Below are 25,774 nucleotides of genomic sequence, written 5' to 3'. Positions count from 1 at the left end.
CGACAATAGTCTAGTGATGATGGCAAAGAGGTCACACCCGTTCCCATACCGAACACGGAAGTTAAGCTCTTTAGCGCCGATGGTAGTTGGGGGCTTCCCCCTGTGAGAGTAGGACGTCGCTAGGCACAAAGTAGCCACTGAGAAATCAGTGGTTTTTTTATTTTTAAAAAATCAGTAATAACACCCAATAAATGTTAGAATTTAATTGATTTAAATAAATAAACATAGGGGTGTATTTAAATGGCAACAGGGGTATATAGAGAAAATATTCAAATTGAAAAAGCTAAGCTACAGGAGTTTATTCAAAATAAAGCAGAATGGGCTATACTAATACCTGGTTATTTACATCATGAATTCCCAAGTGAACGAAGTATGATTTGGGTATTTCAAGGGGATTTTGGAATTATCCAAAAAGCTGTAAAGGTTGAACTTAAGTGTAAGGAGTCAAATCCTAATCAGGTTATATTTGATTTGGTAGGCTTATCAGATCCTTTAAATGGTGATGGATACTTTGAAGTTACACAAAACCAAGATGGTACATGTCAGTTAGAAGGTAATTTAACATTAAAGGCAAGTGGTTTCCTTGCAGGAATGATGAATCCAATTTTAGAAAAGTTTGTACCACCATTAGTAGAACAGCTAGTACAAGAGATGGCAATAAAGGCTAGTATCTAGTATTTCCGATACAATTAGCCTCGGCATAATTGTTACTAATAAAAGAAGAGTGTCATGTCATAGAAAAAGATCATTGCTTTTAGAGTTGCAATGATCTTTTTCTGACTTATCACCAAAAATTTGAAATGGCATTTTATTAAAACGTTAATGAGTAGAAATCGAATAACTTGGAATAACTTGACAGAAATCTTTTTTAACCTTTATATTTGAGTAAACACTCAAATATAAAATCGGTGGTGAAAAGGTTTGGTGTCAAAGAAGGATAAAATTTTGGAAGCGTCATTAGAGCTTTTTACTAAAAAGGGCTTTAACGCAACGACTACTAAAGAAATAGCAGTAAAGAGCGGAGTGGCAGAGGGGCTTATATTTTATTATTTTAAAGATAAAAATGAACTTCTAAACTATCTTATTCGTGAGTTTTCATTTATTGGCTCTCTACAAAATGAGATAAAAGAGCTTTCGAAGGTGGAGCCATATACGGCTTTAATTAAATTTGGCCAATTATATGCCAATTTTTTATCATGTAATAAAAGCTTTTTAACTTTTATTTGGTCCCCAGAAATAGTGCAGAACACAAATGTTAGTAAGGATATTGTGGATTTTATAAATACAATGGGTGAACAGGCTCGTTCATTTTTAATAAGAGCTTCTTCATGTACTGTAGAAAAAAAGACAGTAGAAACGGCAGCTTCTATGTTTCTTTCAACAATATTAACGCATGTTTTAGTTGAAGAAAGAAAAGCAGAAAAAAAACCAATTAGAAATGACGATTACATTGAGGAGATAGCGACGTTTATTTTAAAAGGAATGCAAATTTCCCATTAAGTATTTCAGAAGTCGTGGATGGGATGTGTAAAACTTGTGCAATTTGTATAGTCGATTTAAGTGAAGGTCGAACGCACTAGGAAAGCCATGTTATTGAGAGAGGAGCTATTTTTTTGAGAAACATTTGAGTGATTACTCAATATAATTTAAAAAGGAGGAATCATTATGGAGCAATGGATAGGTATTCAAACACTTATTTGGCTATTTCCTATTATGTTTATTCTTCATGATTTTGAAGAAATCATTATGGTTGAAAAGTGGTTGAATAAGAATTCTACGATTTTGTATGAAAGATTACCGAAAAAAATTGCTAATCGAGTTATTAAACAGTTCTCGATGTCGACAGCACAGTTTGCCGTAGCAGTAGTCGTAGTATTTATGTTTGTAAGTAGTTCCACTATTGTAGCAAATCAATATGTGAATCAAGGGCCGTTCGGAGATATCTACTTCTTCACTGTTGTTACGCTAACCTACTTTCTACATGCGTTCACTCACCTTGCACAGTCTATTTTTCTTCGTTCCATTACACCAGGTGTACTCACATCTTTGATAATCGTCATTCCATATAGTTTAATGTTGTATCGTTCGTTATTAATTAATAACGTCATAACATGGAACATTATTTTTGTTTGCTTGCCATTTTGTCTTTTATTGATTCCTATTGCATTACTAGCACATTGGATCGGGAAAAAGGTTATATGAATTTCACCTTATTTATATCCATTCAGTAAATTTTTTTCTAACGTAAGTGTTATAATTAAATAAGAATATAACGGAAATGGGTGTTTTGTTTTGCAAAAGAAAAAGCCGATTGTAGAAGGATTAGAGCGCTTTCAACAACAACAAAATATTTCCTTTCATGTACCAGGACATAAGCACGGAGAACTATCCCATCTTCCTCAGCCCTTTAAAGATGTAATGCGATATGATGTGACTGAATTATCAGGTCTTGATGACTTACATCATCCAGAGGAAATGATATTAGAAGCAGAAAACTTATTGGCAGATACATATGGGGCGATGAAAAGTTTCTTTTTAGTAGGTGGATCTACAGTTGGGAATTTAGCAATGATTTATGCCACATGTAAAAAAGGTGATACGATTATTGTTCAACGTAATGCACATAAGTCTATATTTCACGCGATTGAGCTTGTTGGGGCGAAGCCTGTATTTGTATCTCCGCTATGGGATGAACGAACATTAACGGCAACCCATGTTTCTTATAAAGATTTAAAAGAAGCAGTTGATTATTATCCAGAGGCACGTGCAGTAGTATTAACGTATCCTACTTACTATGGTATGACATCGAAAGAAATACAGCAGCAGATTGCGTATTGTCATGAGAAAGGTATTCCTGTTTTAGTGGATGAAGCACATGGAGCTCATTTTAGTGCATGTACTTTATTTCAGCCATCTGCATTGACATTTGGTGCAGATATAGTAGTACAGTCTGCGCATAAAACATTACCAGCGATGACAATGGCATCCTTTATGCATGTTAATTCTAACTTAGTCGAAGTCGACAAAATAAATCACTATTTACGTATGCTACAATCTAGCAGCCCATCCTACCTTTTATTGGCTTCTTTAGATGATGCACGCTATTATGTACAGACATATATGGAGAGTGACGGTGCATATATAATAGAAAAAAGGAATCAATGGATAGAGGCATTACGGGCTATTGGTTCTTTGGAAGTTATTGAGGTAGACGACCCTATCAAATTATTGTTACGTGTTAAGGGCTATACGGGTTTTCAATTACAGGAAGCATTAGAAGCAAAGCATGTATATGCAGAACTGGCAGATGCAAATCAAGTATTGCTTGTGCTGCCTTTGTTGAAACAGGGGCATAACTATCCATTTGCAGAAATACGTGTCCGTATTAAAGAGGCTATAACATTGTTATTAAGTACACCAAAGGCGGAAATCGTAATTGCTTCACAAACGGCCTATAATTTTGTGGCCATTACGGAACCGGCCTATACATTTGATGAAATGAATAAGGCGGAAACAGAATGGTTACCGTATATGCGAACGATGGGACGGATTTCTGCAAGTATGATTATTCCGTATCCACCCGGTATTCCACTGCTTGTTCCAGGAGAAAAAATAACCGTGGCAAAGTTGAGTCAGTTAGAGGAGTTACTAGCTACTGGTGCAACGTTCCAAGGAAATCACCGTTTAGAAGAAAAGATGATTGAGATCATTAAATAGTTGGAGGCTATAACAGCATGAATTGCAATTTATTTATTACATTTGAAGGTCCAGAAGGTGCTGGAAAAACAACAGTCATTCAAAAAATAGCCGAGCGACTTGCAGAGGAAAAGATTGATGTATTAGCAACGAGAGAACCTGGTGGTATTGAGATTGCTGAGAAAATTAGGAGCGTAATTTTAGACCCCGAACATACAGCCATGGATGAGCGTACAGAAGCGTTATTATACGCGGCGGCGAGAAGTCAGCATTATTTTGAAAAAGTTCGACCTGCGTTGAATGCTGGAAAAATGGTTATTTGCGATCGCTTTATCGATTCCTCATTAGCATACCAAGGATATGCACGTGGTATCGGCGTGGATGAAGTATTATCTATTAATGAGTTTGCAATCGGTAAGAAGTTACCTGATATGACAATCTTATTTGACCTTGCACCTGAGGTTGGCTTAGCACGGATTCATGCTCATGGAGAGCGAGAGGTCAATCGTTTAGATGTTGAAAGCTTAGCTTTTCATAACAAGGTTCGGGAAGGATATTTACAGCTAGTGGAGCGTTATCCAGAGCGTATATATGTCGTCAATGCGGACCAAAATATTGATCGTGTTGTTGAAGATGTATGGTCATTAATATATGAAGCAATACAGTAAATGCATGAAGTTGTCTACCACAATGTGATATAATGGTAACAACTATAATCTTATTTTCATTCAGAAAATGTTTTCTGCGCGACAGTAGCGAATGTTTTGAGATGAATGAAGAAGTAGTTTTGTTTTAGTAGTTGTTCCGAACACCTACTGAAACAGAGGAACTCTAACGTAAGTCACGGAAAAGGTAACTAAAATCTATTCAGATGAATTTTATCGAAGGGGTGAGTGCGAATGAAGTTAGTCGTAGCTGTAGTGCAAGATCAGGATAGCAGCCGCTTATCGAATGCTTTAACGAAAAATCAGTTTCGCGCAACTAAATTAGCGAGCACTGGAGGATTTTTACGCTCTGGAAATACGACGTTTCTTATTGGAACGGAAGACTCTCTCATACCCAAAGTTTTAGATATTATTCGTGATAATTGTCGTGCACGAGAACAAATGGTTGCACCTGTTTCGCCATTAGGCGGGAATACAGATTCCTATATACCTTATCCTGTGGAGGTAGAGGTAGGTGGAGCGACAGTTTTTGTATTACCAATTGAACAGTTCCATCATTTTTAAATCATTGCCAACGTTAAATGAGAAAAAAACACATTATAATTTAGCTTTTGTGTATTTGGTAAAGAAAGCAAGTGGGGGCGAAACAGCTTGAAGATCAATCAAGATATACGTGTCGGGTTAAATACTAATCGTAAAGAACCACTGCATAACAATAATCAAAATAACCGATTTGGAGATATGGTCGTCAAGCAAGGCACCAAATTGCAAACTGAACAGCTTACGCGATTGCTAGGGGATATTTCTACAGCAGGTGATCGTGTTGCAAGATCGCGTAATTTACGAGAGCTTGCTCGTTTTAAAATGCTTGTTAAACGATTCCTACAAGAAACAGTAGAACATGGTATGGATTTAAAACAATCGCATTCATGGAATCGTTTTGGTGAAGGAAGACGCTTGAAAATTATTGAAACTATCGATACGCGTCTTGTGGAGCTTGCTCAAGATATTTTAGATGAAGAAAAGGAAGCAATTGATCTTCTCGATAAAATCGGTGAGATAAAAGGCTTATTAATTAATTTGTATATGTAAAACCCGTGTCTCGTTCTCTTGTAGGCGCGGGCTTTTTTCGAACTGAATGGTATGAACTCAATTCACGATGAAACTAATCTATCTGCTCTAAAACTGTAGATATTTCTGTACTGAAAAAGGCAATAGGAAACAATTATGCTATGAGTGTAATTGATATAGGAAGGAATTTAAATATATGGCCAAGAATGTTGAAGAGCTATTCGCACTGCAACCAGTCGTAATGAAGCAGCTTCAAACGATTTTTGACAAACATAGATTAGCACATGCATACATTTTTGACGGTGAAAAAGGGACAGGCAAAGTAGATATTATGCAGTTTTTTGTCAAATTAATGCTTTGTGAGCAACCAATGCAAAATGTTCCATGTGAAACATGTCGAAATTGCAGACGTGTTGATTCGGGTAATCATCCGAATATTCATCAAATTTATCCAGAGGGTCAATTTATAAAAATTGATCAAATACGTGAATTAATTGCAGAAATGAAGATGATGGGTGTTGAAGAGGGACGGAAGATTTATGTACTTCATCATGCAGACCGTCTCAATATTGCATCTGCAAACATGATTCTTAAATTTTTAGAGGAACCTGATGGTGAGGTAACCGCAATTTTATTAACGGAGCAAATGCAGTCAATTTTACCAACGATTCGCTCTCGCTGTCAGCATATTAAATTTCAAAAAATGCCTCGACATTTATTGTTAAAGCATTTACAAGATAATAATATTTCTTACTCGATGGCTTCTACAGTGAGCGTGATGACGAACGAGCTCGAAACAGCTATGATTTTAGCAAATGATGAGCAGTTTGCACATGCTCGAAAAACAGTGTTAAAATTAGTAGAGGCAATTCGCCAGAACGTACATGAAGCAATGCTTGTTGTACATGAAGAATGGTTGCCACTATTTAAAGAAAAAGGCGAGATGGAGCAGGCATTAGATTTACTACTATTTGCTTACCGTGATATAGTGTCAATAAAAGCTAATCCCGAATCAGCTTGTACTTACCCAGACATGTTACAGACATTTAAAGAAGTGGCGTTACATTCGACTTATGAACGTCTATCTAGTCAAATGGAGTCTATTTTACAGGCACGTTCATCTTTACAGCGTAACATGAATAGGACGTTAATGATGGAGCAGTTAATGCTAAATCTGCAGGAGGGGTATACATTTGTATAATGTAGTTGGAGTCCGCTTTAAAAAAGCGGGTAAAATATATTATTTTGATCCAGCATCATATCTACTAGAGGAAAGTCAATATGTTATTGTAGAGACAGCTCGCGGTGTAGAATATGGTAAAGTAGTTGTCCCTCAAAAGGTTGTTGAGGATAATGATGTTGTTTTACCACTTAAACAAGTTCTACGACCAGCGGATGAACGTGATCGTATTCAAGTAGAGGAAAATGCTGCCGAATCAAAGCGCGCATTTGAACTAGCAAGTACAAAAATCATTGAGCATAATTTAGAAATGAAGCTCGTTGATGTTGAATATACATTTGATCGTAATAAGATCATCTTTTATTTTACGGCTGAAGGACGCGTTGATTTTCGAGATCTTGTAAAAGATCTAGCTTCCGTTTTTAGAACACGTATCGAACTTCGTCAAATTGGTGTACGTGATGAGGCGAAGTTGTTAGGTGGTATTGGTCCATGTGGCCGGATGCTTTGCTGCTCAACATTTTTAGGAGATTTTGAGCCGGTTTCTATTAAAATGGCTAAAGATCAAAACCTATCTTTAAATCCATCTAAAATTTCAGGTCTTTGCGGTCGTTTAATGTGCTGCTTGAAATATGAAAATGATGAATATGAGGAAGCGAAAGAGGGCATGCCAGACATCGGTGAATTGACGATGACACCAGATGGACGAGGTAAAGTTGTAGGTTTAAATGTACTGGAAAGACTCATTCAAGTATATTTACATGAGCAGGAGCGTACAGTCGAGTATACATTAGAAGAACTGCTAGCATGCGAAAAAAATCTTATATAAGATAGAGAACTGAACGAGGTGGCTTGGGTGAAGGACCGTAATTTCTTAGATACCGTTATGGAGTTCGAACAACAGCTCGAAGCAATGCAGGAGCAATTTGGTGCATTGAAACAATTTGTAGCGTTAATGATGGAGGAGCATAAGACACTCGAAACAGAAAATCATCACCTTCGTACACGTCTAGAAGAATTACTTTCTAATGAAAACTCTGAACAGACTATTGATGAGAAGAAAGAGAATCCGTTAGATATAGGCGAGGGTTATGATAACCTAGCACGTTTGTACCATGAAGGCTTCCATGTTTGTCATGTTCATTTCGGAAGTTCACGTAAAGGTGAAGACTGTCTGTTTTGTCTATCATTTTTAAATAAACAAAATGTGTAGTAGAAGGCTGATTCCCACTATGGTGGTGTCAGTCTTTTGTTTTGTATAGTAGGAGGAAGAAACATGGAAGAATGGTTGAAAGATGATGAACGGTTAGATTATTTATTAGCTGAGGATTTACGTATTATTCAAAGCCCCTCTGTATTTTCGTTTTCATTGGACGCAGTGCTACTTTCGAAATTTGTCAATGTCCCACACCATAAAGGAAAAATTGTTGATTTATGCTCAGGTAATGGTGTAATCCCACTTTTTCTAAGTGCTAGAACAAAGGGACATATTACAGGAGTAGAAATTCAACCACGCTTATTTGATATGGCTGATCGAAGTATCCGTTATAATAAGTTGGAAGAGCAAATTCAAATGGTCCTTGGGGATGTAAAGGAAATTCCTAAGGAGCTTGGTATTGAAAAGTATGACGTTGTAACATGTAATCCACCATATTTTTTAGCACATGAAGCTAGTGATAAAAATTTAAGTGAGCATTACGCTATTGCCCGTCATGAACTATATTTAACGTTAGAGGAATCAATACAATCAGCAAGTAAATTATTAAAACAGGGCGGAAAGGCCGCTTTTGTTCATCGTCCTGGTCGGTTGTTAGATATTGTTACGGCAATGCGAGCGAATCGTATAGAGCCTAAACGTATGCAACTTATTTACCCGAAAGAGGGTAAGGAGGCCAACACACTATTAATAGAAGGAATTAAGGACGGTAAACCGGATCTGAAAATATTACCACCCCTGTATGTGTATAATGCGGATAATGAATATACAGCAGAAGTGAGAGAAATTCTTTATGGAAAAGAACAGTAACCATTATTTTTATGTGTTAGAATGTGCCGACCAATCCTTTTACGCTGGTTACACGAATAATGTAGATAGACGTGTCGCTGTACATAATGCTGGTAAGGGAGCAAAATATACGAGAGCACGAGGACCAGTGGAATGTATTTATGTAGAGGAATTCGGTACGAAACAAGAGGCGATGCGTGCAGAATATGCTTTTAAACAGCTAACACGAGTGCAAAAAATGAAATATATAGGGAGGGATGCGTTATGAAATCTCAAAAAAGTACAATGCACGATCACACAGGTTGTTTATATTTAGTTGGAACACCTATTGGTAATCTAGAGGATATGAGTGTGCGTGCGCTACGTATTTTAAAGGAAGCAGATATTATTGCTGCTGAGGATACACGTAATACCAAAAAGCTTTGCAACTACTTTGATATAGCAACACCCCTGATCAGCTATCATGAACATAATATAGAGGTGGGGGGAGAGAAGCTATTAGCATTCTTACGTGAAGGAAAAACAGTTGCATTAGTTAGTGATGCTGGTCTACCGTGTATTTCCGATCCTGGTGCAGATATAGTCGAAAAAGCAATTGAGCAAGACTTTCCAGTTGTGCCGGTGCCAGGTCCCAATGCTGCAATATCAGCATTAATCGCCTCTGGATTAACACCGCAGCCATTTTTCTTTTATGGATTTTTAAATCGAGGAAAAAAGGAACGTCGACAGCAATTAGAGCAACTAAAAAAACGTCAAGAAACCATTTTGTTTTACGAGGCTCCTCACCGTTTAAAGGAAACCTTAAAAGATATGGAATTTATTCTTGGTAATCGTCGAATTGTATTAGCTCGCGAGCTAACTAAGAAATTCGAAGAGTTTTTACGTGGTACGTTGGCTGAAGCAGTGGAATGGTCACAAACAGAGGAGATTCGAGGAGAATTTTGTATTGTCCTTGAAGGAAACGAAAATACTGAGGAAGAAAATGATGAACAAGCCTATTGGATGACAATGTCTATTGTTGAACATGTTGATTATATTATTGATCAATCTGGTGTTACATCAAAAGAAGCTATAAAAGAAGTAGCCAAACTACGTCAAGTAGCTAAGCGAGAAATCTATAATGAATACCATAGTTAATGTAAAAAAAGAGGTCGCCTTAATATAGGCACCTCTTTTTTGTATATCTATTCAAATAGGTGCTTAATCACCAACAGTTCGGGATGACATTTGTTAAGGCCATGCCATGTATTTAAGCTGATTGGAGTGGAGGCTGGGCGATTCCTTGGGGCTCATCGGACGCCCCCAGGAAAGCGCCCAGCCGGAACGGAAATCAACCATACGTTTTGAAGACTAGCATATAAACTATTTAATTGATAATAATTGTAAAAAATAGTACCCTTAACTATGAAAGGTCTGACATGGACATTATAAGGGACTTAAAAGTTGGTTATATTATAGTTATCTTCTTTGAATAATAACGCCTCTGGACGCAATTACGCTAAGGAGAAATTGATAAAAAATAAAACACCCAAATCACTGTGCTTGATTTAGGTGTGTATCAAATTATTTTTTTAAGTTAGATTGGATTTCATTCACTAACATTTCTGCGCCTTCTGGGCTTAAAATTAATTTGCCGCCAACTAGACGGAAGTTATCATCAGAAACTTCACCAGTTACTGCACATGTCATGTTAGGCATATATTTTTTTAAGATGATTTTGTCGTCATCCACATAGATTTCTAAAGCGTCTTTTTCTGCAATACCTAATGTACGGCGTAATTCGATTGGAATTACTACACGACCTAATTCATCGACTTTACGAACGATTCCTGTTGATTTCATAATTATATTTCCTCCTAATGTTAAAAGTTATATTGGTATTTCGTCAAATTTCGACATAATTCCTTGTCTGATAGTTATCATACCAAGTAATGCCATAAACGTCAATTAATTAATACACTAATATTATTGTTTCGAAAAAATTTTTTGAGAAGAAAACAGATATTTTGGTTTTTTTAAAAGGTTTTTATTATATATTTTTATTTATAGTAAAAAAGCTTCTCATTTAAGACATTAAATGGATTAATTATATTATTCGACATTTTTCGCGCATAAGTAACTTTCAACCAATTCTGCCTCGGCATAATTGCGTCCGGAATCGGCTAACATCCTATATTTTGCTCCTTTCTGATTACGTGACACTCGCTGAAAGAAGTTGAAACGAATTTAGTACTTAGTTAGAATAGATAGTATACTGTGAAACAATGGAGGCAGTTCTAGTGAGCGAACAAAATAAAACATTCTATATAACAACCCCTATTTATTACCCAAGTGGGAAATTCCATATTGGTACAGCGTATACAACTGTAGCATCAGATACAATTGCACGTTATAAACGTTTACTCGGATATGATGTACGTTTTTTAACTGGAATGGATGAGCATGGGCAAAAAATTCAAGAAAAAGCTGCTGAAGCGGGCAAGCATCCTCAAGAATACGTAAATGAAATTGCAGATGCTGCGAAAAAGCTTTGGGCATTAATGGACATTTCATATGATGACTTTATTCAAACAACGCAAGAGCGTCATACGAAAACTGTCGAAAAGATTTTCCAAAAGTTTTTAGATAATGGTGATATTTATAAAGGTGAGTATGAAGGTTGGTACTGTACACCATGTGAATCATTTTTTACTGAGACACAATTAGTAGACGGTAACTGTCCAGACTGTGGTCGTTCGGTACACAAAGTTAAAGAGGAATCTTACTTCTTTAATATGAAGAAATACGCTGATCGTCTTTTAGCTTATTATGAAGAAAACCTTGATTTCATTGAACCTGAATCTCGAAAAAATGAAATGATTAATAACTTTATTAAACCAGGGCTAGAAGATTTATCGGTTTCAAGAACATCATTTGATTGGGGCATTAAAGTTCCAGGAGATCCTAAACATGTAATTTATGTATGGGTAGATGCTTTAACTAACTATATAACATCATTAGGCTATCTATCAGAGGATGAAACATTATTCAATAAATATTGGCCGGCAGATGTACATGTAGTTGGTAAAGATATCGTTCGATTCCATACTATTTATTGGCCAATTTTCTTAATGGCACTAGATTTACCACTTCCTAAAAAAGTGTTTGCTCATGGATTTATCATGATGAAAGACGGTAAAATGTCTAAATCAAAAGGCAATGTTATTTATCCTGAAATGTTAATAGAGCGTTATGGTTTAGATGCAACACGATATTTCCTATTACGTGAGTTACCATTCGGCTCTGATGGTGTATTTTCGCCAGAATCTTTTGTTGAACGTACAAACTTCGACTTAGCAAACGATTTAGGTAATTTATTGAATCGTACTATTTCAATGATTAATAAATATTTCGATGGCATTATTCCAACTGAAAATCTTCAATCGACAGAGTTTGACGCAGCTTTAAAAGAACAGGCTGAATCAGTTCGTATTAAATATGAAGAAAGTATGGAAAAAATGCAATTTAGTGTCGTATTAGCCGACTTATGGACGCTAGTTTCAAGAACAAATAAATATATAGATGAAACTCAACCTTGGGTGCTAGCTAAAGAGGAAACTGATAAGCCAAAATTAGGAGCTGTTATGCGAAATTTGGCGGAAAGTTTACACCAAATTGCTGTCATGTTACAACCATTTATGACATCTACTCCTAAGCGAATTATTGAACAATTAGGGTTGGATGACAAATTCTTAGCATGGGAAACAATTGAAACATTCGGCAATACTATTCCAGCAAACATTAAAGTGGTAGAAAAAGGGATTCCGATTTTCCCTCGTCTAGAAAATGAAGTTGAAATTACGTATATTCGTGAGGAAATGCGTGGTTCAGTGAAAACTCCACAAGAAGAAGAATCAAAAGGTGAGCAAAAAGCTACGGATATTCCAGAAATTCCTGAAATTACAATTGATGATTTTATGAAAGTGGATTTACGTGTAGCCACTGTAACAGCGTGTGAAACGATTCCGAAAGCAGACAAATTATTAAAGCTTCAAGTGGATCTTGGATATGAGCAACGACAAGTAGTTTCAGGTATTGCAAAGTTCTATTCTCCAGATGAATTAATTGGTCAAAAAGTGATTGTAGTCGCTAACTTAAAGCCAGTTAAATTACGAGGTGAATTATCGCAAGGAATGATTCTAGCTGGTGAAAAAGATGGAATTTTAAAATTAGCATCGGTGGATTCAAAACTAGAGAATGGCGCAAAAGTAAAGTAAACAATTTTAGGAAAGCCTGCTGAATAAAAAAAGTTCAGCAGGCTTTTAAAATCCATTTGAAAATGAGTGATTTATTATCTTGAAATAATTTATTTGCGGTAAAAATTAGATGTTTTTAGGTAAATAGTAACAAATGAAGGGTCTTTGGTTATGCGTATTGTTATAATACAAAATTGTTTGTAATAAATTTGTAACAGTTATGTAAAATACGAAATAATAATTTTTAATAAAATCTATGTTAGGAGAATGACGATGTTTATTGATACACATGTACACTTAAACGCAGATCAGTATGAAGAGGACTTACAAGAGGTTATAGATAGAGCTCTTGAGGCCAAGGTAGAAACGATGGTTGTTGTTGGTTTCGATCGCAAAACCATTGAAAAAACAATGCAACTAGTTGAGCAATATGATTTTGTTTATGGTGTTATAGGCTGGCACCCGGTTGACGCCATCGATTGTAGACAAGAGGATTTAGATTGGATTGAGGAATTAGCAGCACATCCAAAGATAGTGGGTATTGGTGAAACTGGGTTGGACTACTATTGGGATAAATCACCAAAAGATGTTCAACAAGCACTTTTCCGCAAGCAGATTCATTTAGCACAAAAGTTGAATTTACCAATCATTATTCATAACAGAGATGCAACTAGGGATGTTGTTCAAATTTTACGAGAAGAAAATGCAGCTTCCGTGGGAGGCGTTATGCATTGCTTTAGTGGCAGCGTGGAAACCGCACATGAATGTATTGCTATGAATTTTATGATTAGTCTTGGTGGACCGGTGACATTTAAAAACGCGCGAATGCCGAAAGAAGTGGCAACAGAAATACCAATAGAGCATTTGATGATCGAAACAGATGCACCGTATTTAGCGCCCCATCCATATCGAGGAAAACGTAATGAACCAGCTTTCGTACCGTTAGTTGCAGAAGAAATTGCACGTTTAAAAGGTTTAACGATTGAGGAAATTGCACAGGTAACGACAACCAATGCGAAAAAATTTTTTAAGATTGACAATTAACTAGCTGAGACGCCTCCAATACTAGGTTTGTGGTTGGCTAAAAAGGCGATGTCAATTTTCTTAGAAATACATTCGGGTTGACAGTGCCAAATCTAGTACGTATAATCCAACCTTGTATATTAAGGAGGCGTTTTTTCATGTCAAATAATTCCATGAAAAACTTGTTCTTAGGATCATTGAGGAGTAAGCAAACAGTAATAAGCGTTATTTCACTTATTCTGTTTGTATCTGTAATTTCATTCGTACTTTATCAAGGTACTAAAAAAACCGTAACGCTTGATGCGAACGGTGAAGCAATCGAAGTAACAACACATGCCAAAACTGTAGAACAATTATTACAAGGTCAAAATATAGACGTAGCAGAGCATGACAAAATATCACCCTCTCTGAACACCAAAATTGTTAATGGTTTAGCAATTTCATGGGAACAGGCAAAAGAAGTAACTATTTCAGTTGATGGAAATCAGTCAAAAGTTTGGACAACTGAAACACAAGTGAAAGACATTTTGAAAGAAGCGAATATTGAAGTATCAGAGCATGATTCTTTAAAACAAGGCATAGATACAGAAATAGGAGCAGACAACAAGATCGATATTCAAAAAGCGTTTCAAGTATCGCTTGTCGATGGAGTAAACAAAAGACAAGTATGGTCCACTTCGACTACGGTCGCTAACTTTTTAAAACAACAAGGAATTCAGCTAAATGAATTCGATCGTGTCGAGAATAACCTGAAGGACGTAATCACTCCACAGAGTAAAATCACAGTAGTTCGCGTAGAAAAGGTTATCGATGTAGTGGAAGACTCTTTAGATTTCGCAATTGAAAAGAAGCAAGATGCATCATTGCAAAAGGGAAAACAAAAAATTGTAACAGCAGGCCAAAAAGGTTTAATGACTAAAACGTATGAAATCGTAAAAGAGAACGGCCAAGTTGTAGCTAAAAATCTACAATCTAAAAATATTGTAAAAGAACCGCAGAAGCAAGTAGTTGCAGTAGGCACTAAAACTGTAGTAGCTACTGTTGCTAGTGCATCGACTGCACCGACAGTTTCACGTGGGTCAACAGAGCCAGCTAGCGGTAGAGAATTTTATGTAACGGCAACTGCCTATACACCGTATTGTAATGGCTGCTCGGGGACATCTGCCACTGGCATTGATTTACGATCAAACTCTGGTTTGAAAGTAATTGCAGTAGACCCTTCTGTTATTAAGCTTGGCTCAAAAGTTTGGGTCGAAGGCTATGGAACAGCTATAGCAGGGGATACTGGTGGTGCAATTAAGGGTAATAAGATCGACATACTTGTACAAACGGAATCTCAAGCAAGTTCTTGGGGAGTTAGGAAAGTTCGTATAAAAGTATTAAATTAAAAAAATTGTAAAATTAATCAAAAATGTTTTTTCACTTACTGGCTTTCCCGTTTTGACTGGCGGGGGAGCTTTTTTTATCTTTTTTCAGTATTTGTACTGGAGGATAAATATAGTCCTATCTACAGAAATTAAGCTGTAACATCAACTGCCCGGTTTACTTGAAAGACAAAGTACAAGCAATAGCATAAGGTAAGTAGCCGTGTATTTCTGTACAATCATACAGTGCAGTTGTAAAATGGTCTGAAGATAAGGTAGAAAAGAGGGGCCTTTTTGCAAATAAAAGAAATCATCGTTGTTGAAGGGAAAGATGATACAACGGCTATTAAGCGAGCTGTGCAAGCAGATACAATAGAAACTAATGGGTCGGCTATTTCAGAGGAAACACTAAAGAGAATTCAGCATGCACAGGATAAAAGAGGTGTTATTGTTTTTACTGACCCAGACTATCCAGGACGTCGAATTCGTGCCATTATCGAGGAGCGTGTAAAAGGTGTAAAACACGCTTTTTTACCAAAAGCTAAAACAATTGCGAAAAACGGTAAAGGATTAGGCATAGAGCATGCAGCAGATGAAGATATACGCGAGGCACTACGGCATGTCTATACCCCTAATGATGTTGAGCCAACCAATGATGACATTACGCTCGAAGATTTAATGACGGCACGTTTAATTGGCCACCCACAGGCGAAAGCTCGTCGTGATCGCCTTGGAGAAATTTTGAATATTGGTACAACAAACGGTAAACAACTTCATAAAAGATTAAAAATGTTTCAAATCACAGAAAAGCAATTTGGTGCGGCAATCGCACAGGTAGATCAGGAGGAAAATGATGCATAAGGATATTGCAACACCAATTAGAACACAAGAAATCTTAAAAAAATATGGGTTTTCATTCAAAAAAAGCTTAGGTCAAAATTTTTTAGTAGATCCGAACATTTTACGAAATATTGTTAGTCACGCAAATTTAACTGAAAATAGTGGTGCAATCGAAGTTGGTCCTGGTATTGGAGCATTAACAGAGCATTTAGCAAGAAATGCAAAAAAGGTTGTATCTTTTGAAATTGATCAGCGGCTATTACCTGTACTAGAAGACACACTTAGTCCATATAATAATGTTGCAATTGTACATTCAGACATTTTAAAGGCGGATGTTGCTAAAGTAATTCAGGAAGAGATGCCGGGTATTGAGGATATTATGGTTGTAGCAAATTTACCTTATTATGTGACGACTCCGATTTTAATGAAATTACTTAATGATCGTTTGCCAATTCGCGGATTTGTTGTCATGATGCAAAAAGAGGTAGCAGACCGTATTACGGCTAAACCTGGAACGAAAGAGTACGGCTCTTTATCAATTGCGATTCAATATTATGTGAAGGCTGATATTGCCATGACAGTGCCGAAAACTGTTTTTATGCCCCAGCCAAATGTTGATTCTGCAGTGATTCGTCTTATTAAACATGATGAACCGCCAGTAAAAGTAATTGATGAGGACTTTTTATTTGTTGTTACTCGTGCGTCGTTTGTACAAAGACGAAAAACAATCTTCAATAATTTACAATCGGGTTTACCAAATGGTAAGGCACACAAAGAAAAAATAATGGATGCTTTACAAACGGTAAATATTGAACCAACACGTCGAGGAGAGACGTTAACTATTCAAGAGTTTGGAAAATTAGCCGATGTACTATATCCTACGTTTGCAAAGTAAAAAATTTTTGTTAACTTTTTTGAGTATATGTAAAAAAACATGATGTTTTTATGAAAAATAAGTTGACAATATTTATAATCTGCTGATAAAATATTATATTTTGTTGACATTTTTGGGCGAATCGCTTATACTAATAAATAGTGAGGTGTAAGCGAAAATGCCAAAAACTTTAGCGGACATTAAAAAGTCGTTGGATTGTCATTTGGGTAAACGTTTGCAGTTAAGAGCAAACGGAGGTCGCAAGAAAACGGTCGAGTGTGCAGGGGTATTGCGTGAGACATATCGCGCTATCTTTGTGGTTGAGCTTGATCAAGAAGACAATACGTGCAAGCGCGTATCGTATAGTTACACAGATATTTTAACTGAAGCAGTAGAGATTACATTTTTAGACGAAGCAAAGACTGCTATCGCAAAATAGTTTCTAGTACTTATTTCTATATTTTGAAACACTCATGTATGTTAAAAACTACATGAGTGTTTTACGTTTACTGGGACATACTAAATTCGTCAGTTGTAAAAGGAGGAGTTTATTATGCCTAGAAAGGGTATCATGTCACCTCGTTTAAAAGAAGAGATCGCTAAAGAGCTTGGATTTTATGATGTTGTGCAACGAGAAGGCTGGGGCGGCATTAAAGCTCGAGACGCCGGTAATATGGTCAAACGTGCCATCGAAATGGCTGAAAGGGCAAGTAATGAGCAAGAAAATAATAAGTAGCCTGAACTAGACTGCTTATTAGAAGTCTCTCATCTCTATAGTGATGAGAGGAGTCGCTTTTCAGCGGGTGACCAGGCATATTTGAAAGTGCTTGAGGTACAACACCGTGTTTGCCTAATGCCTCCGGCAGACGCAATTATGCCGAGGCTTAATTGATCTTCAGCAGGGACGAAAGCTTCCTGTAGACACAACAACACAACTGACGAGAGAGAACCGTTACACCATTTAGGGGTATACGGTTCTTTTTTTCCATTTTCGCTTTCCCATTATGGTAAAATAAAATGAATTAAAAGATGAACAACAGATTTATCTTCATTCAGAAAATCTTTAATATAGCGAAAGTGAACGCCAGCTGCTGATGTTTTGCAGAAGAATCCTACATTTAAGGTAGTGGGAGGTTCAAGTATCGACTGAATGACCTGGCGGTAATTGATAAGTGTAGCTATAAGGAGGAAGAAAGATGCTTTATGTAAAGGCGCCTGCAAAAATAAATTTAACATTAGATGTGCTTTATAAAAGACCAGATAATTATCATGAAGTAGAGATGGTCATGACGACTGTGGATTTAGCGGATCGTATTTGTTTAGAATCTCGAGAAGATGGTGTAATAGAAATAATTTCGACTGATAATTTCGTACCGAACGATCATCGAAATTTTGCTTATCAGGCAGCGCGTCTAGTTAAAGATACATACGGCATTGGACAAGGTGTATCCATTACTATAGAAAAAGAAATACCAATCGCAGCGGGATTAGCGGGTGGCAGTAGCGACGCGGCTGCTACACTGAAGGGTTTAAATGAGCTGTGGAATTTAGGGTTATCTATAGATGAGTTAGCTGAATTAGGTGCGAAAATTGGTTCAGATGTTTCGTTTTGTGTCTATGGTGGCACAGCATTAGCCACGGGGCGTGGAGAAAAAATTCAGGAATTGCCAGCACCACCAAACTGTTGGGTAGTTTTAGCTAAGCCTAAAATAGGTGTCTCTACTGCAGAAGTGTATGGAGGGCTAAAGGTTGAGGGGTTAGAACATCCAAATACGAAGCAAATGATTCGTTCTATTGAAACGGAAGATTATGATCTACTATGTGCATCATTAGGAAATGTTTTGGAAACTGTAACATTTAAACTGCATCCAGAGGTAGTAATGTTAAAGGAACAGATGAAGCGCTTTGGAGCAGATGCAACATTAATGAGTGGAAGCGGTCCGACGGTGTTCGGTTTAGTAGATAGTGAAGCTCGAGTAAGTCGCATTTATAATGGTTTACGTGGTTTTTGCGAAGAAGTATATGCAGTTCGGATTTTAGGCGAGCGAAATACGCTTGCTTAAAACCGCAAATTTGTGTTAATTTTACCTATAAATATTCGTGTTTAGGAGAGGGTCGCATGAAATGGAAGCGTAGTGAACGACTAGTTGATATGACGTACTATTTACTAGAACATCCACATCAGCTGATCCCGCTAACTTATTTTTCTGAATTATATCAATCTGCAAAGTCCTCCATTAGTGAAGATTTGACGATTGTAAAAGAAACTTTCGAAGAAAAAGGAATCGGGTTATTGATGACAGTACCGGGCGCTGCAGGAGGAGTAAAGTATATTCCTAAAATGTCCGAAGCCGAGGTCCGTTTAGTTATTCATGATTTAAAAGCGGAGCTTGAGCATTCAGATCGTTTATTACCAGGCGGTTATTTATTTATGACGGATTTACTTGGCAATCCAGATTTAATTAATCGAGTAGGTAAGGTATTTGCATCCGCATTTGCTGATCAACAAATTGATGTCATAATGACTGTCGCTACAAAGGGTATTTCTATTGCCCATGCGATAGCAAGACATTTAAATGTACCGGTTGTTGTTGTCAGAAGAGATAGTAAGGTAACTGAAGGCTCTACAGTTAGCATCAACTATGTATCTGGTTCTTCCAGAAGAATTCAGACAATGGTATTATCAAAAAGAAGCATGAAGAGTGGACAACGAGTGCTTATTACTGACGATTTTATGAAGGTCGGCGGTACAATGAATGGCATGAAAAATCTATTAGAGGAGTTTGACTGTCAACTAGCTGGTATTGCAGTGCTTGTAGAGGCTGAGCATGCAGACGAAACTTTAGTAGATGATTATTATTCACTAGTGAAGCTTCATGAGGTCAATGAAAAAGACCGTACAATTGCATTAAGTGAAGGTAACTATTTTTCTAAAAGGGGAAATGACAAATGAAAGTAGTAGCAACAACAAATGCACCAGCAGCAATTGGACCATATTCACAAGGAATTATTGTAAATGGTATGTTTTATAGCTCAGGTCAGATTCCACTAACAGCAACAGGTGAATTAGTGGAAGGTGATATCACTGTTCAAACAAATCAAGTATTTGCTAATTTGAAAGCCGTTTTAGAAGCTGCCGGAGCATCTTTAGACAGCGTTGTTAAAACGACCGTTTTTATGAAGGATATGAACGACTTTGTTGCGATGAATGAAGTATATGCTAGCCATTTTGGGGATCATAAACCGGCACGTTCAGCAGTGGAAGTTGCGCGTCTTCCAAAAGATGTAAGTGTAGAAATTGAAGTTATTGCTATCGTTAAATAAGAAATGATTAAGCTCACTGAAAGAGAAATGAATAACTCTTTTAGTGGGCTTTTTTATTCTCCGTTCTAAAATATTTTTGTAGACGAAAGCAAAGAAATAGCAACAAATGCTTTCTGTGCGAAAGTGGAACTTCGTGGAGACTGACAAACAATTGTCAAAAATTACGTAAATTAGTGAAAATTATACTAATAAGTATTCAAATTTTTTTGAAAATTTGATAGACTATAAAAAGGAAAATATTCGGTAATAAAGAATATTATATTTATATTTAGGCATCTAAGAAGAGAGGTGGTGAGAAAATGGAAGTTACTGATGTAAGGTTACGTCGTGTACAGACGGATGGTCGCATGCGTGCGATTGCTTCCATTACACTCGACAATGAGTTCGTAGTGCACGATATTCGTGTGATTGATGGCAATACTGGATTATTCGTTGCTATGCCAAGTAAACGGACGCCAGACGGTGAATTTAGAGATATTGCGCATCCTATTAATTCTACTACTCGTAATAAAATTCAAGAGATTATTTTAAACGAGTACCATAATTCAAGCGAGGAAGACGCGACTGAAAAGGCAGAAGAATTAGAAGGAATTGGCGTATAGTAAAAGGGGATAAGTGTAAATTAAACTACGGCAATTTATACTTATGATAAAAGTGAATAAAAAGAACTCTTCATATTTGGAGAGTTCTTTTTATTTTGAGAATAAGAGAAAACGAGCAGTTTTTAAGACATACATATTAACATTCGAGCATAAGGTGCATTTGATTTGGAAATTCATCTTTTTGTCAAGTCAACATGCCTTGAAAATAGATGGATTTTGCTATATAGTCATAAGAGAAAATGAGCGTATTGGAGGACTTACAGATGAGCAACATTTTTGCTGTCATTTTGGCTGCAGGTCAAGGTACACGTATGAAGTCCAAATTATATAAAGTGCTACATCCAGTATGTGGGAAACCTATGGTGCAACATGTGGTGGATCACATTCAAACGTTAGATGTGAAGCGCATTGTAACGGTTGTAGGACACGGTGCAGAAATGGTGAAACAACAACTTGGCGATAAAAGCGAGTATGTTTTACAAGCTGAACAGTTAGGGACAGCTCATGCTGTACAACAGGCTGAGGCAATTTTAAGTAGCGAAGAAGGGACAACATTAGTTGTTTGTGGTGATACACCACTTATCCGCCCTGAAACGATGCAAGCTTTGTTCGAGCATCATCAAGCAAAGAAAGCCAAGGCAACAATTTTAACAGCTATTGCTGAAAATCCAACAGGCTACGGTCGCATTTTACGTGGCGACAATGGACAAGTGGAGCAAATTGTTGAACAAAAGGACGCTTCGGCTGAGCAACAACTAGTGAAAGAAATTAATACGGGCACATATTGCTTCGATAATAAGGCCTTATTTGAGACATTAAAACTTGTGAAAAACGACAATGCACAGGGTGAATATTATTTACCTGATGTCATTGAAATTTTACAAAAACAAGGCGAAGTCGTTGAAGCATATGTAACGGGAGATTTCGAAGAAACACTTGGTGTTAATGATCGTGTTGCCCTGTCTCAAGCAGAGGCGCTAATGCGTACAAGAATTAATGAAAAGCATATGCGTAATGGTGTCACAATTATTAATCCAGAAGCAACATACATCAGCGCTGAGGCAATGATTGGTCGTGATACTGTCATCCAACCAGGTTCTATGATTGAAGGTACAACTGTTATTGGTGAAGATTGTATAATCGGGCCAAACACACAAATCATTGATAGCCGTATCGGTGACCGAACAACTGTACATTCTTCTGTTGTACGTGAAAGCGCTGTAGCAGAAGACACAGCTATAGGACCGTTTGCAAATATTCGACCACTTTCTGATATAGGTAGCCATGTGAAAATTGGTAACTTTGTAGAAGTGAAGAAAAGTAAACTAGGTAATGACACGAAAGTATCCCACTTAAGCTATATTGGCGATGCTGAAATAGGAAGCAATGTCAATGTTGGCTGTGGTTCCATTACAGTAAACTATGATGGAAAAAACAAGTTCCAAACAATTATTGAAGATGATGTATTTGTAGGATGTAATACTAACTTAGTAGCGCCAGTGAAAGTTGGAAAAGGTTCATTTATTGCAGCAGGATCTACAATTACAAAAGAAGTTCCTGAGGATGCACTTGCAATTGCTCGTGCAAGACAAGAAAACAAACCGAATTATGTAAGCAAATTAAATTCAAAATAATTATCAACTAAACAGGAGGCCATCATGCCGTATCATTATGCAAACTCACAATTAAAAATATTTTCACTTAACTCTAACAATCCACTTGCTCAAGAAATTGCGCAAGAAATGGGTGTTGAATTAGGTAAATCTTCTGTTAAACACTTCAGCGATGGAGAAGTTCAAATTAGCATTGAAGAAAGTATTCGTGGTTGTGATGTGTTTATCGTGCAGTCTACTTCTGCACCTGTAAACGAACATTTAATGGAGCTTTTAATTATGGTAGATGCTGTGAAACGCGCATCTGCTCGTACAGTAAACGTTGTAATGCCTTACTATGGATATGCTCGTCAGGACCGTAAAGCAAAAGCACGCGAGCCAATTACAGCTAAATTAGTAGCAAACTTACTTGAAACAGCTGGTGCAACACGTGTTATCGTTTTAGATTTACACGCACCGCAAATCCAAGGTTTCTTCGATATTTTAATCGACCACTTGATGGCAGTACCTTTACTATCTGATTACTTCAAATCAAAAGGTATTCCAGAAGATGAAATCGTTGTTGTTTCACCAGACCATGGTGGTGTAACACGTGCTCGTAAAATGGCAGAACGTTTAAAAGCACCTATTGCAATTATTGACAAACGCCGTCCAAAACCAAACGTTGCAGAAGTAATGAACATTGTTGGTAATGTTGATGGTAAAGTGGCAATCTTGATTGATGATATTATTGACACTGCTGGTACAATTACAATCGGCGCAGACGCATTACGTGCTGCTGGCGCGAAAGAAGTTTATGCTTGTTGCTCTCACCCAGTACTATCAGGCCCAGCAATCGAGCGTATTGAAAACTCTTCGATTAAAGAATTAGTTGTAACAAATACAATCCAGCTTCCAGACGAGAAAAAATCTCCAAAAATTACAGAGCTTTCAGTAGCTAAATTAATGGCAGATGCAATCTCTCGTGTCTATGAAAACAAATCTGTAAGTACTCTATTTGATTAATATATAAATAAACAAGAGCCGTATGTGGCTTATTAAGGACAAATCTACGTTTGCAAGTAGATTTGTCCTTTTTTCTAGGTTTACTTTGTTTGAATTTTCTTGTAAAAGGGTATATGGTAGTTGTGACTTAATAATATTTACACTACTTTATGAAAAATAGTAAATATTATTATAGCCTTAATAAATGTCATTGAAAGTAGTGACATTTTAATAAGGTGTAAATAATTTTTCTTGGAAGGGGAAGTATAGATATGAGTACAGTATTAAGTGTTAAAAAGCGCGAAGCTGGGCACCGTTCGACATTAACCCAACTTAGAAAAGGGGGAGCCATTCCTGCGGTTATTTACGGCTATAAATTAAATTCTACCCCAATTTCTATTTCAGCGAAGGAATTCAGAAAATCCATTCAAAAGAATGGACAAAACGGTGTGTTTTCGGTGGATTTAGATGGAGAAAAAGTGAATGTTGTTGTATCAGAAATTCAACAATGCTCTATGAAAGATGAAGTAAATCATATTGACTTTTTAGCAATTAATATGTCCGAAGCGATAGAAGCTGAAGTGCCTATTAAACTTGTAGGGGAGTCAGTTGGTGTTAGTGTGGGTGGTATATTAATGCAGCCTAACTTAGATGTGAAGATTAATGTAAAACCAGCAGATATACCAGAAGCTATTGAAGTGGATATTACTGAACTTAAAATTGGTGAAACAATTACAGTAGCAGATATTCGAGATATGATTGATTTTAATATTCTTAGTGAAGATGGTCATACATTGGTATCAATTATGGCTCCAGCAGTCGTTGAAGAATCGACAGTAGATAGTGAACAGGTACAAGAGTAAAAATATTTGTTAAGGAAAGGCTACTGAGGAAGCTAAGCTTCTTCAGTAGCTTTTTTACTTTATTTAGCAAGAATGTTGGCATCTTATTCGACGTTTGCTTCCTTATTAAGTCATAACCATTTCGCGATATGTATGGTTGAATTGAAGATTTTAAATAATATCAAGCCGTTATTGAACTTTTACTTTCAAAAATTGTCGAAACTGCTTTCTGAGTGCATGATATGGTAAAATAATGACTATTAGATTTGAAAGAAGAGGGGTACTTATGAAAATTATCGTTGGTTTAGGAAATCCAGGTAAACCTTATGAGCATACAAGACATAATATTGGCTTCGATGTTATAGATGCATTAGCTGAAAAATGGGGTGCACCTTTAACTAATTCAAAGTTTAATGGTATGTATGCAACAGTACATCGTCCTGAAGGAAAGGTTCTACTTGTTAAACCTTTAACATATATGAATTTATCAGGGGAATGTGTTGGTCCCCTAATGAACTATTTTGATATTGATGTGGAAGATTTGATTGTTATTTATGACGATTTAGATTTAGAGACAGGTAAATTACGCCTGCGTCAAAAAGGTAGTGCAGGTGGACATAATGGTATTAAATCATTAATTCAGCATTTAGGTACACAAGAATTTAATCGCATACGAGTTGGGGTTAATCGCCCACCAGCAGGCATGAAGGTAGCAGATTACGTGTTATCAAAATTTTCAAAAGAAGATCAAGCTGTCGTTGGCGAAGCTATTGAAAAGTGTGTAAATGCTGTAGAAGCATCTCTTTCAAATCCATTTCTTGATGTGATGAATCGCTTTAACGGATAACAATTATGAATATTACAGTTGTTTAGGATGACGATTTAATTTATTTCAGCAGATGTTTTTGGTAGCGAAAGCGAAGCGTCAGCTACAGGCCTAAGCACAAAGCCGACTCCCGACGCATTTATGCCGAGGTATAATTGTTGTTGTTTTTTTTCTGCGACAACAGCTAACTAAATATATAGTATTAATTACAGTGCAAAACTATTCTCTATTTCTAAAATGACCTCTAAGACAAAATTGGAAGTGCATAATCTTTTTTCGAAATGTCTATACTTTAAGTAGTAAGTTGCTTAAAGGAGGATGATTTGGAGATGTCAGTTCGATATCGATGTCGGCATTGTGAAGTAGAAATAGGTACGCTACCATTTGATGCAGATGATACAATTCGAAAACTACATATTTTCGAATTGGGTGAAGCGGATGATTATGTTGAGAAAGATCAACATGGACTAACGACGGTGCACTGCATTTGTGAGCAATGTGAGGATTCGCTGAAACAATATCCAGATTATCACGCACTCAATAAATGGATTCAATAATTGGAAGGACGCTTTGGCGCACATTACGTGCGTCCAAAGCTTTTTCCGTTTAACTTCGCTCAGGCTTAGGCTT

At 36.8% G+C, this 25,774-nt stretch carries 30 protein-coding genes and 1 rRNA gene; 30 read left to right on the top strand and 1 reads right to left on the bottom strand.

What is annotated here, in order from left to right; all coding sequences use genetic code 11:
* Window positions 1-9: 9 nt before the first annotated feature.
* The 14 genes from rrf to rsmI all read left to right on the top strand — a co-directional run bounded on the left by rrf (window position 10) and on the right by rsmI (window position 9,754).
* A 5S ribosomal RNA gene (gene rrf, locus ACVYAD_RS23535) occupies window positions 10-125 on the top strand.
* A gap of 115 nt (window positions 126-240) precedes the next feature.
* On the top strand, window positions 241-675 hold the full coding sequence (locus ACVYAD_RS23530) for an SRPBCC domain-containing protein (protein WP_349661749.1): 435 nt from the start codon (window positions 241-243) through the stop codon (window positions 673-675).
* Between the two features lie 249 nt (window positions 676-924).
* Entirely contained in the window at window positions 925-1,500 is a 576-nt protein-coding gene (locus ACVYAD_RS23525; protein WP_349661750.1) for a TetR/AcrR family transcriptional regulator, read from the top strand.
* Between the two features lie 165 nt (window positions 1,501-1,665).
* Window positions 1,666-2,202, top strand: a complete 537-nt coding sequence (locus tag ACVYAD_RS23520) for an HXXEE domain-containing protein (RefSeq protein WP_476428133.1) — start codon at window positions 1,666-1,668, stop codon at window positions 2,200-2,202.
* Window positions 2,203-2,292: 90 nt separating this feature from the next.
* A complete protein-coding gene (locus ACVYAD_RS23515) occupies window positions 2,293-3,717 on the top strand; it encodes an aminotransferase class I/II-fold pyridoxal phosphate-dependent enzyme (RefSeq protein WP_476428132.1) in 1,425 nt (474 codons plus the stop codon).
* Window positions 3,718-3,734: 17 nt separating this feature from the next.
* Complete coding sequence (gene tmk, locus ACVYAD_RS23510) at window positions 3,735-4,364, top strand: dTMP kinase (RefSeq protein WP_476428131.1); 630 nt, start codon at window positions 3,735-3,737, stop codon at window positions 4,362-4,364.
* A 231-nt stretch (window positions 4,365-4,595) separates the two neighbouring features.
* The gene (locus ACVYAD_RS23505) at window positions 4,596-4,925 is read left to right on the top strand and encodes a cyclic-di-AMP receptor (protein ID WP_049667342.1); all 330 of its coding nucleotides are present in this window, start codon (window positions 4,596-4,598) and stop codon (window positions 4,923-4,925) included.
* A gap of 87 nt (window positions 4,926-5,012) precedes the next feature.
* On the top strand, window positions 5,013-5,453 hold the full coding sequence (locus ACVYAD_RS23500) for a YaaR family protein (RefSeq protein ID WP_079563665.1): 441 nt from the start codon (window positions 5,013-5,015) through the stop codon (window positions 5,451-5,453).
* 175 nt (window positions 5,454-5,628) lie between these two features.
* Entirely contained in the window at window positions 5,629-6,633 is a 1,005-nt protein-coding gene (holB, locus tag ACVYAD_RS23495) for a DNA polymerase III subunit delta' (RefSeq protein ID WP_476428130.1), read from the top strand.
* Window positions 6,626-7,441, top strand: a complete 816-nt coding sequence (locus tag ACVYAD_RS23490) for a PSP1 domain-containing protein (protein ID WP_386830868.1) — start codon at window positions 6,626-6,628, stop codon at window positions 7,439-7,441. The genes holB and ACVYAD_RS23490 overlap by 8 nt, the downstream gene beginning before the upstream one ends.
* Window positions 7,442-7,468: 27 nt before the next feature.
* Window positions 7,469-7,825, top strand: a complete 357-nt coding sequence (yabA, locus tag ACVYAD_RS23485; protein ID WP_349661756.1) for a DNA replication initiation control protein YabA — start codon at window positions 7,469-7,471, stop codon at window positions 7,823-7,825.
* A 63-nt stretch (window positions 7,826-7,888) separates the two neighbouring features.
* Complete coding sequence (locus tag ACVYAD_RS23480; RefSeq protein ID WP_349661757.1) at window positions 7,889-8,638, top strand: tRNA1(Val) (adenine(37)-N6)-methyltransferase; 750 nt, start codon at window positions 7,889-7,891, stop codon at window positions 8,636-8,638.
* Complete coding sequence (locus ACVYAD_RS23475; protein WP_349661758.1) at window positions 8,622-8,885, top strand: GIY-YIG nuclease family protein; 264 nt, start codon at window positions 8,622-8,624, stop codon at window positions 8,883-8,885. The genes ACVYAD_RS23480 and ACVYAD_RS23475 overlap by 17 nt, the downstream gene beginning before the upstream one ends.
* The gene (rsmI, locus tag ACVYAD_RS23470) at window positions 8,882-9,754 is read left to right on the top strand and encodes a 16S rRNA (cytidine(1402)-2'-O)-methyltransferase (RefSeq protein WP_349661759.1); all 873 of its coding nucleotides are present in this window, start codon (window positions 8,882-8,884) and stop codon (window positions 9,752-9,754) included. Before ACVYAD_RS23475 ends, rsmI begins: the two co-directional genes overlap by 4 nt.
* Window positions 9,755-10,180: 426 nt before the next feature.
* Here the strand turns inward: rsmI and ACVYAD_RS23465 are convergent, their stop codons facing one another.
* Entirely contained in the window at window positions 10,181-10,459 is a 279-nt protein-coding gene (locus tag ACVYAD_RS23465; protein WP_079563673.1) for an AbrB/MazE/SpoVT family DNA-binding domain-containing protein, read from the bottom strand.
* Between the two features lie 437 nt (window positions 10,460-10,896).
* Here ACVYAD_RS23465 and metG point away from each other — a divergent pair, with 437 nt between their 5' ends.
* The 16 genes from metG to ACVYAD_RS23385 all read left to right on the top strand — a co-directional run bounded on the left by metG (window position 10,897) and on the right by ACVYAD_RS23385 (window position 25,701).
* Window positions 10,897-12,873: a methionine--tRNA ligase gene (gene metG / locus ACVYAD_RS23460; protein WP_349661760.1), complete on the top strand. Its 1,977-nt coding sequence runs from the start codon at window positions 10,897-10,899 to the stop codon at window positions 12,871-12,873.
* A 252-nt stretch (window positions 12,874-13,125) separates the two neighbouring features.
* Window positions 13,126-13,896: a TatD family hydrolase gene (locus tag ACVYAD_RS23455; protein WP_476428129.1), complete on the top strand. Its 771-nt coding sequence runs from the start codon at window positions 13,126-13,128 to the stop codon at window positions 13,894-13,896.
* Window positions 13,897-14,033: 137 nt separating this feature from the next.
* Complete coding sequence (locus tag ACVYAD_RS23450; protein WP_476428128.1) at window positions 14,034-15,263, top strand: ubiquitin-like domain-containing protein; 1,230 nt, start codon at window positions 14,034-14,036, stop codon at window positions 15,261-15,263.
* A gap of 270 nt (window positions 15,264-15,533) precedes the next feature.
* Window positions 15,534-16,100 carry a ribonuclease M5 gene (gene rnmV, locus ACVYAD_RS23445; protein WP_386830855.1) on the top strand — a complete coding sequence of 189 codons (567 nt, stop codon included), beginning with the start codon at window positions 15,534-15,536 and terminating at the stop codon, window positions 16,098-16,100.
* Entirely contained in the window at window positions 16,093-16,974 is an 882-nt protein-coding gene (gene rsmA, locus ACVYAD_RS23440; protein ID WP_349661793.1) for a 16S rRNA (adenine(1518)-N(6)/adenine(1519)-N(6))-dimethyltransferase RsmA, read from the top strand. Before rnmV ends, rsmA begins: the two co-directional genes overlap by 8 nt.
* Before the next feature lie 157 nt (window positions 16,975-17,131).
* The gene (veg, locus tag ACVYAD_RS23435) at window positions 17,132-17,392 is read left to right on the top strand and encodes a biofilm formation stimulator Veg (RefSeq protein ID WP_427109135.1); all 261 of its coding nucleotides are present in this window, start codon (window positions 17,132-17,134) and stop codon (window positions 17,390-17,392) included.
* A gap of 114 nt (window positions 17,393-17,506) precedes the next feature.
* Entirely contained in the window at window positions 17,507-17,689 is a 183-nt protein-coding gene (locus tag ACVYAD_RS23430; protein ID WP_206700644.1) for a small, acid-soluble spore protein, alpha/beta type, read from the top strand.
* A 460-nt stretch (window positions 17,690-18,149) separates the two neighbouring features.
* A complete protein-coding gene (gene ispE / locus ACVYAD_RS23425; RefSeq protein ID WP_349661764.1) occupies window positions 18,150-19,016 on the top strand; it encodes a 4-(cytidine 5'-diphospho)-2-C-methyl-D-erythritol kinase in 867 nt (288 codons plus the stop codon).
* Between the two features lie 56 nt (window positions 19,017-19,072).
* Window positions 19,073-19,906: a pur operon repressor gene (gene purR, locus ACVYAD_RS23420; protein WP_079563681.1), complete on the top strand. Its 834-nt coding sequence runs from the start codon at window positions 19,073-19,075 to the stop codon at window positions 19,904-19,906.
* The gene (locus ACVYAD_RS23415; protein WP_079563682.1) at window positions 19,903-20,277 is read left to right on the top strand and encodes a RidA family protein; all 375 of its coding nucleotides are present in this window, start codon (window positions 19,903-19,905) and stop codon (window positions 20,275-20,277) included. The genes purR and ACVYAD_RS23415 overlap by 4 nt, the downstream gene beginning before the upstream one ends.
* A gap of 299 nt (window positions 20,278-20,576) precedes the next feature.
* Complete coding sequence (spoVG, locus tag ACVYAD_RS23410) at window positions 20,577-20,879, top strand: septation regulator SpoVG (RefSeq protein ID WP_349661765.1); 303 nt, start codon at window positions 20,577-20,579, stop codon at window positions 20,877-20,879.
* Between the two features lie 263 nt (window positions 20,880-21,142).
* Window positions 21,143-22,513, top strand: a complete 1,371-nt coding sequence (gene glmU / locus ACVYAD_RS23405; protein WP_079563684.1) for a bifunctional UDP-N-acetylglucosamine diphosphorylase/glucosamine-1-phosphate N-acetyltransferase GlmU — start codon at window positions 21,143-21,145, stop codon at window positions 22,511-22,513.
* Window positions 22,514-22,537: 24 nt separating this feature from the next.
* On the top strand, window positions 22,538-23,497 hold the full coding sequence (locus tag ACVYAD_RS23400) for a ribose-phosphate diphosphokinase (RefSeq protein WP_349661767.1): 960 nt from the start codon (window positions 22,538-22,540) through the stop codon (window positions 23,495-23,497).
* Window positions 23,498-23,748: 251 nt separating this feature from the next.
* A complete protein-coding gene (locus ACVYAD_RS23395; RefSeq protein ID WP_349661768.1) occupies window positions 23,749-24,339 on the top strand; it encodes a 50S ribosomal protein L25/general stress protein Ctc in 591 nt (196 codons plus the stop codon).
* A gap of 265 nt (window positions 24,340-24,604) precedes the next feature.
* Window positions 24,605-25,165, top strand: coding sequence for an aminoacyl-tRNA hydrolase (gene pth / locus ACVYAD_RS23390; protein ID WP_349661794.1), 561 nt, complete (start codon window positions 24,605-24,607; stop codon window positions 25,163-25,165).
* Window positions 25,166-25,473: 308 nt separating this feature from the next.
* A complete protein-coding gene (locus tag ACVYAD_RS23385) occupies window positions 25,474-25,701 on the top strand; it encodes an anti-sigma-F factor Fin (protein ID WP_349661770.1) in 228 nt (75 codons plus the stop codon).
* Window positions 25,702-25,774: the final 73 nt, after the last annotated feature.

It is taken from the genome of Lysinibacillus sp. G1-3 (assembly GCF_056322905.1).
Note: the sequence above shows the minus strand (reverse complement) of the source record. Positions and strands in the feature narration are given on the sequence as shown.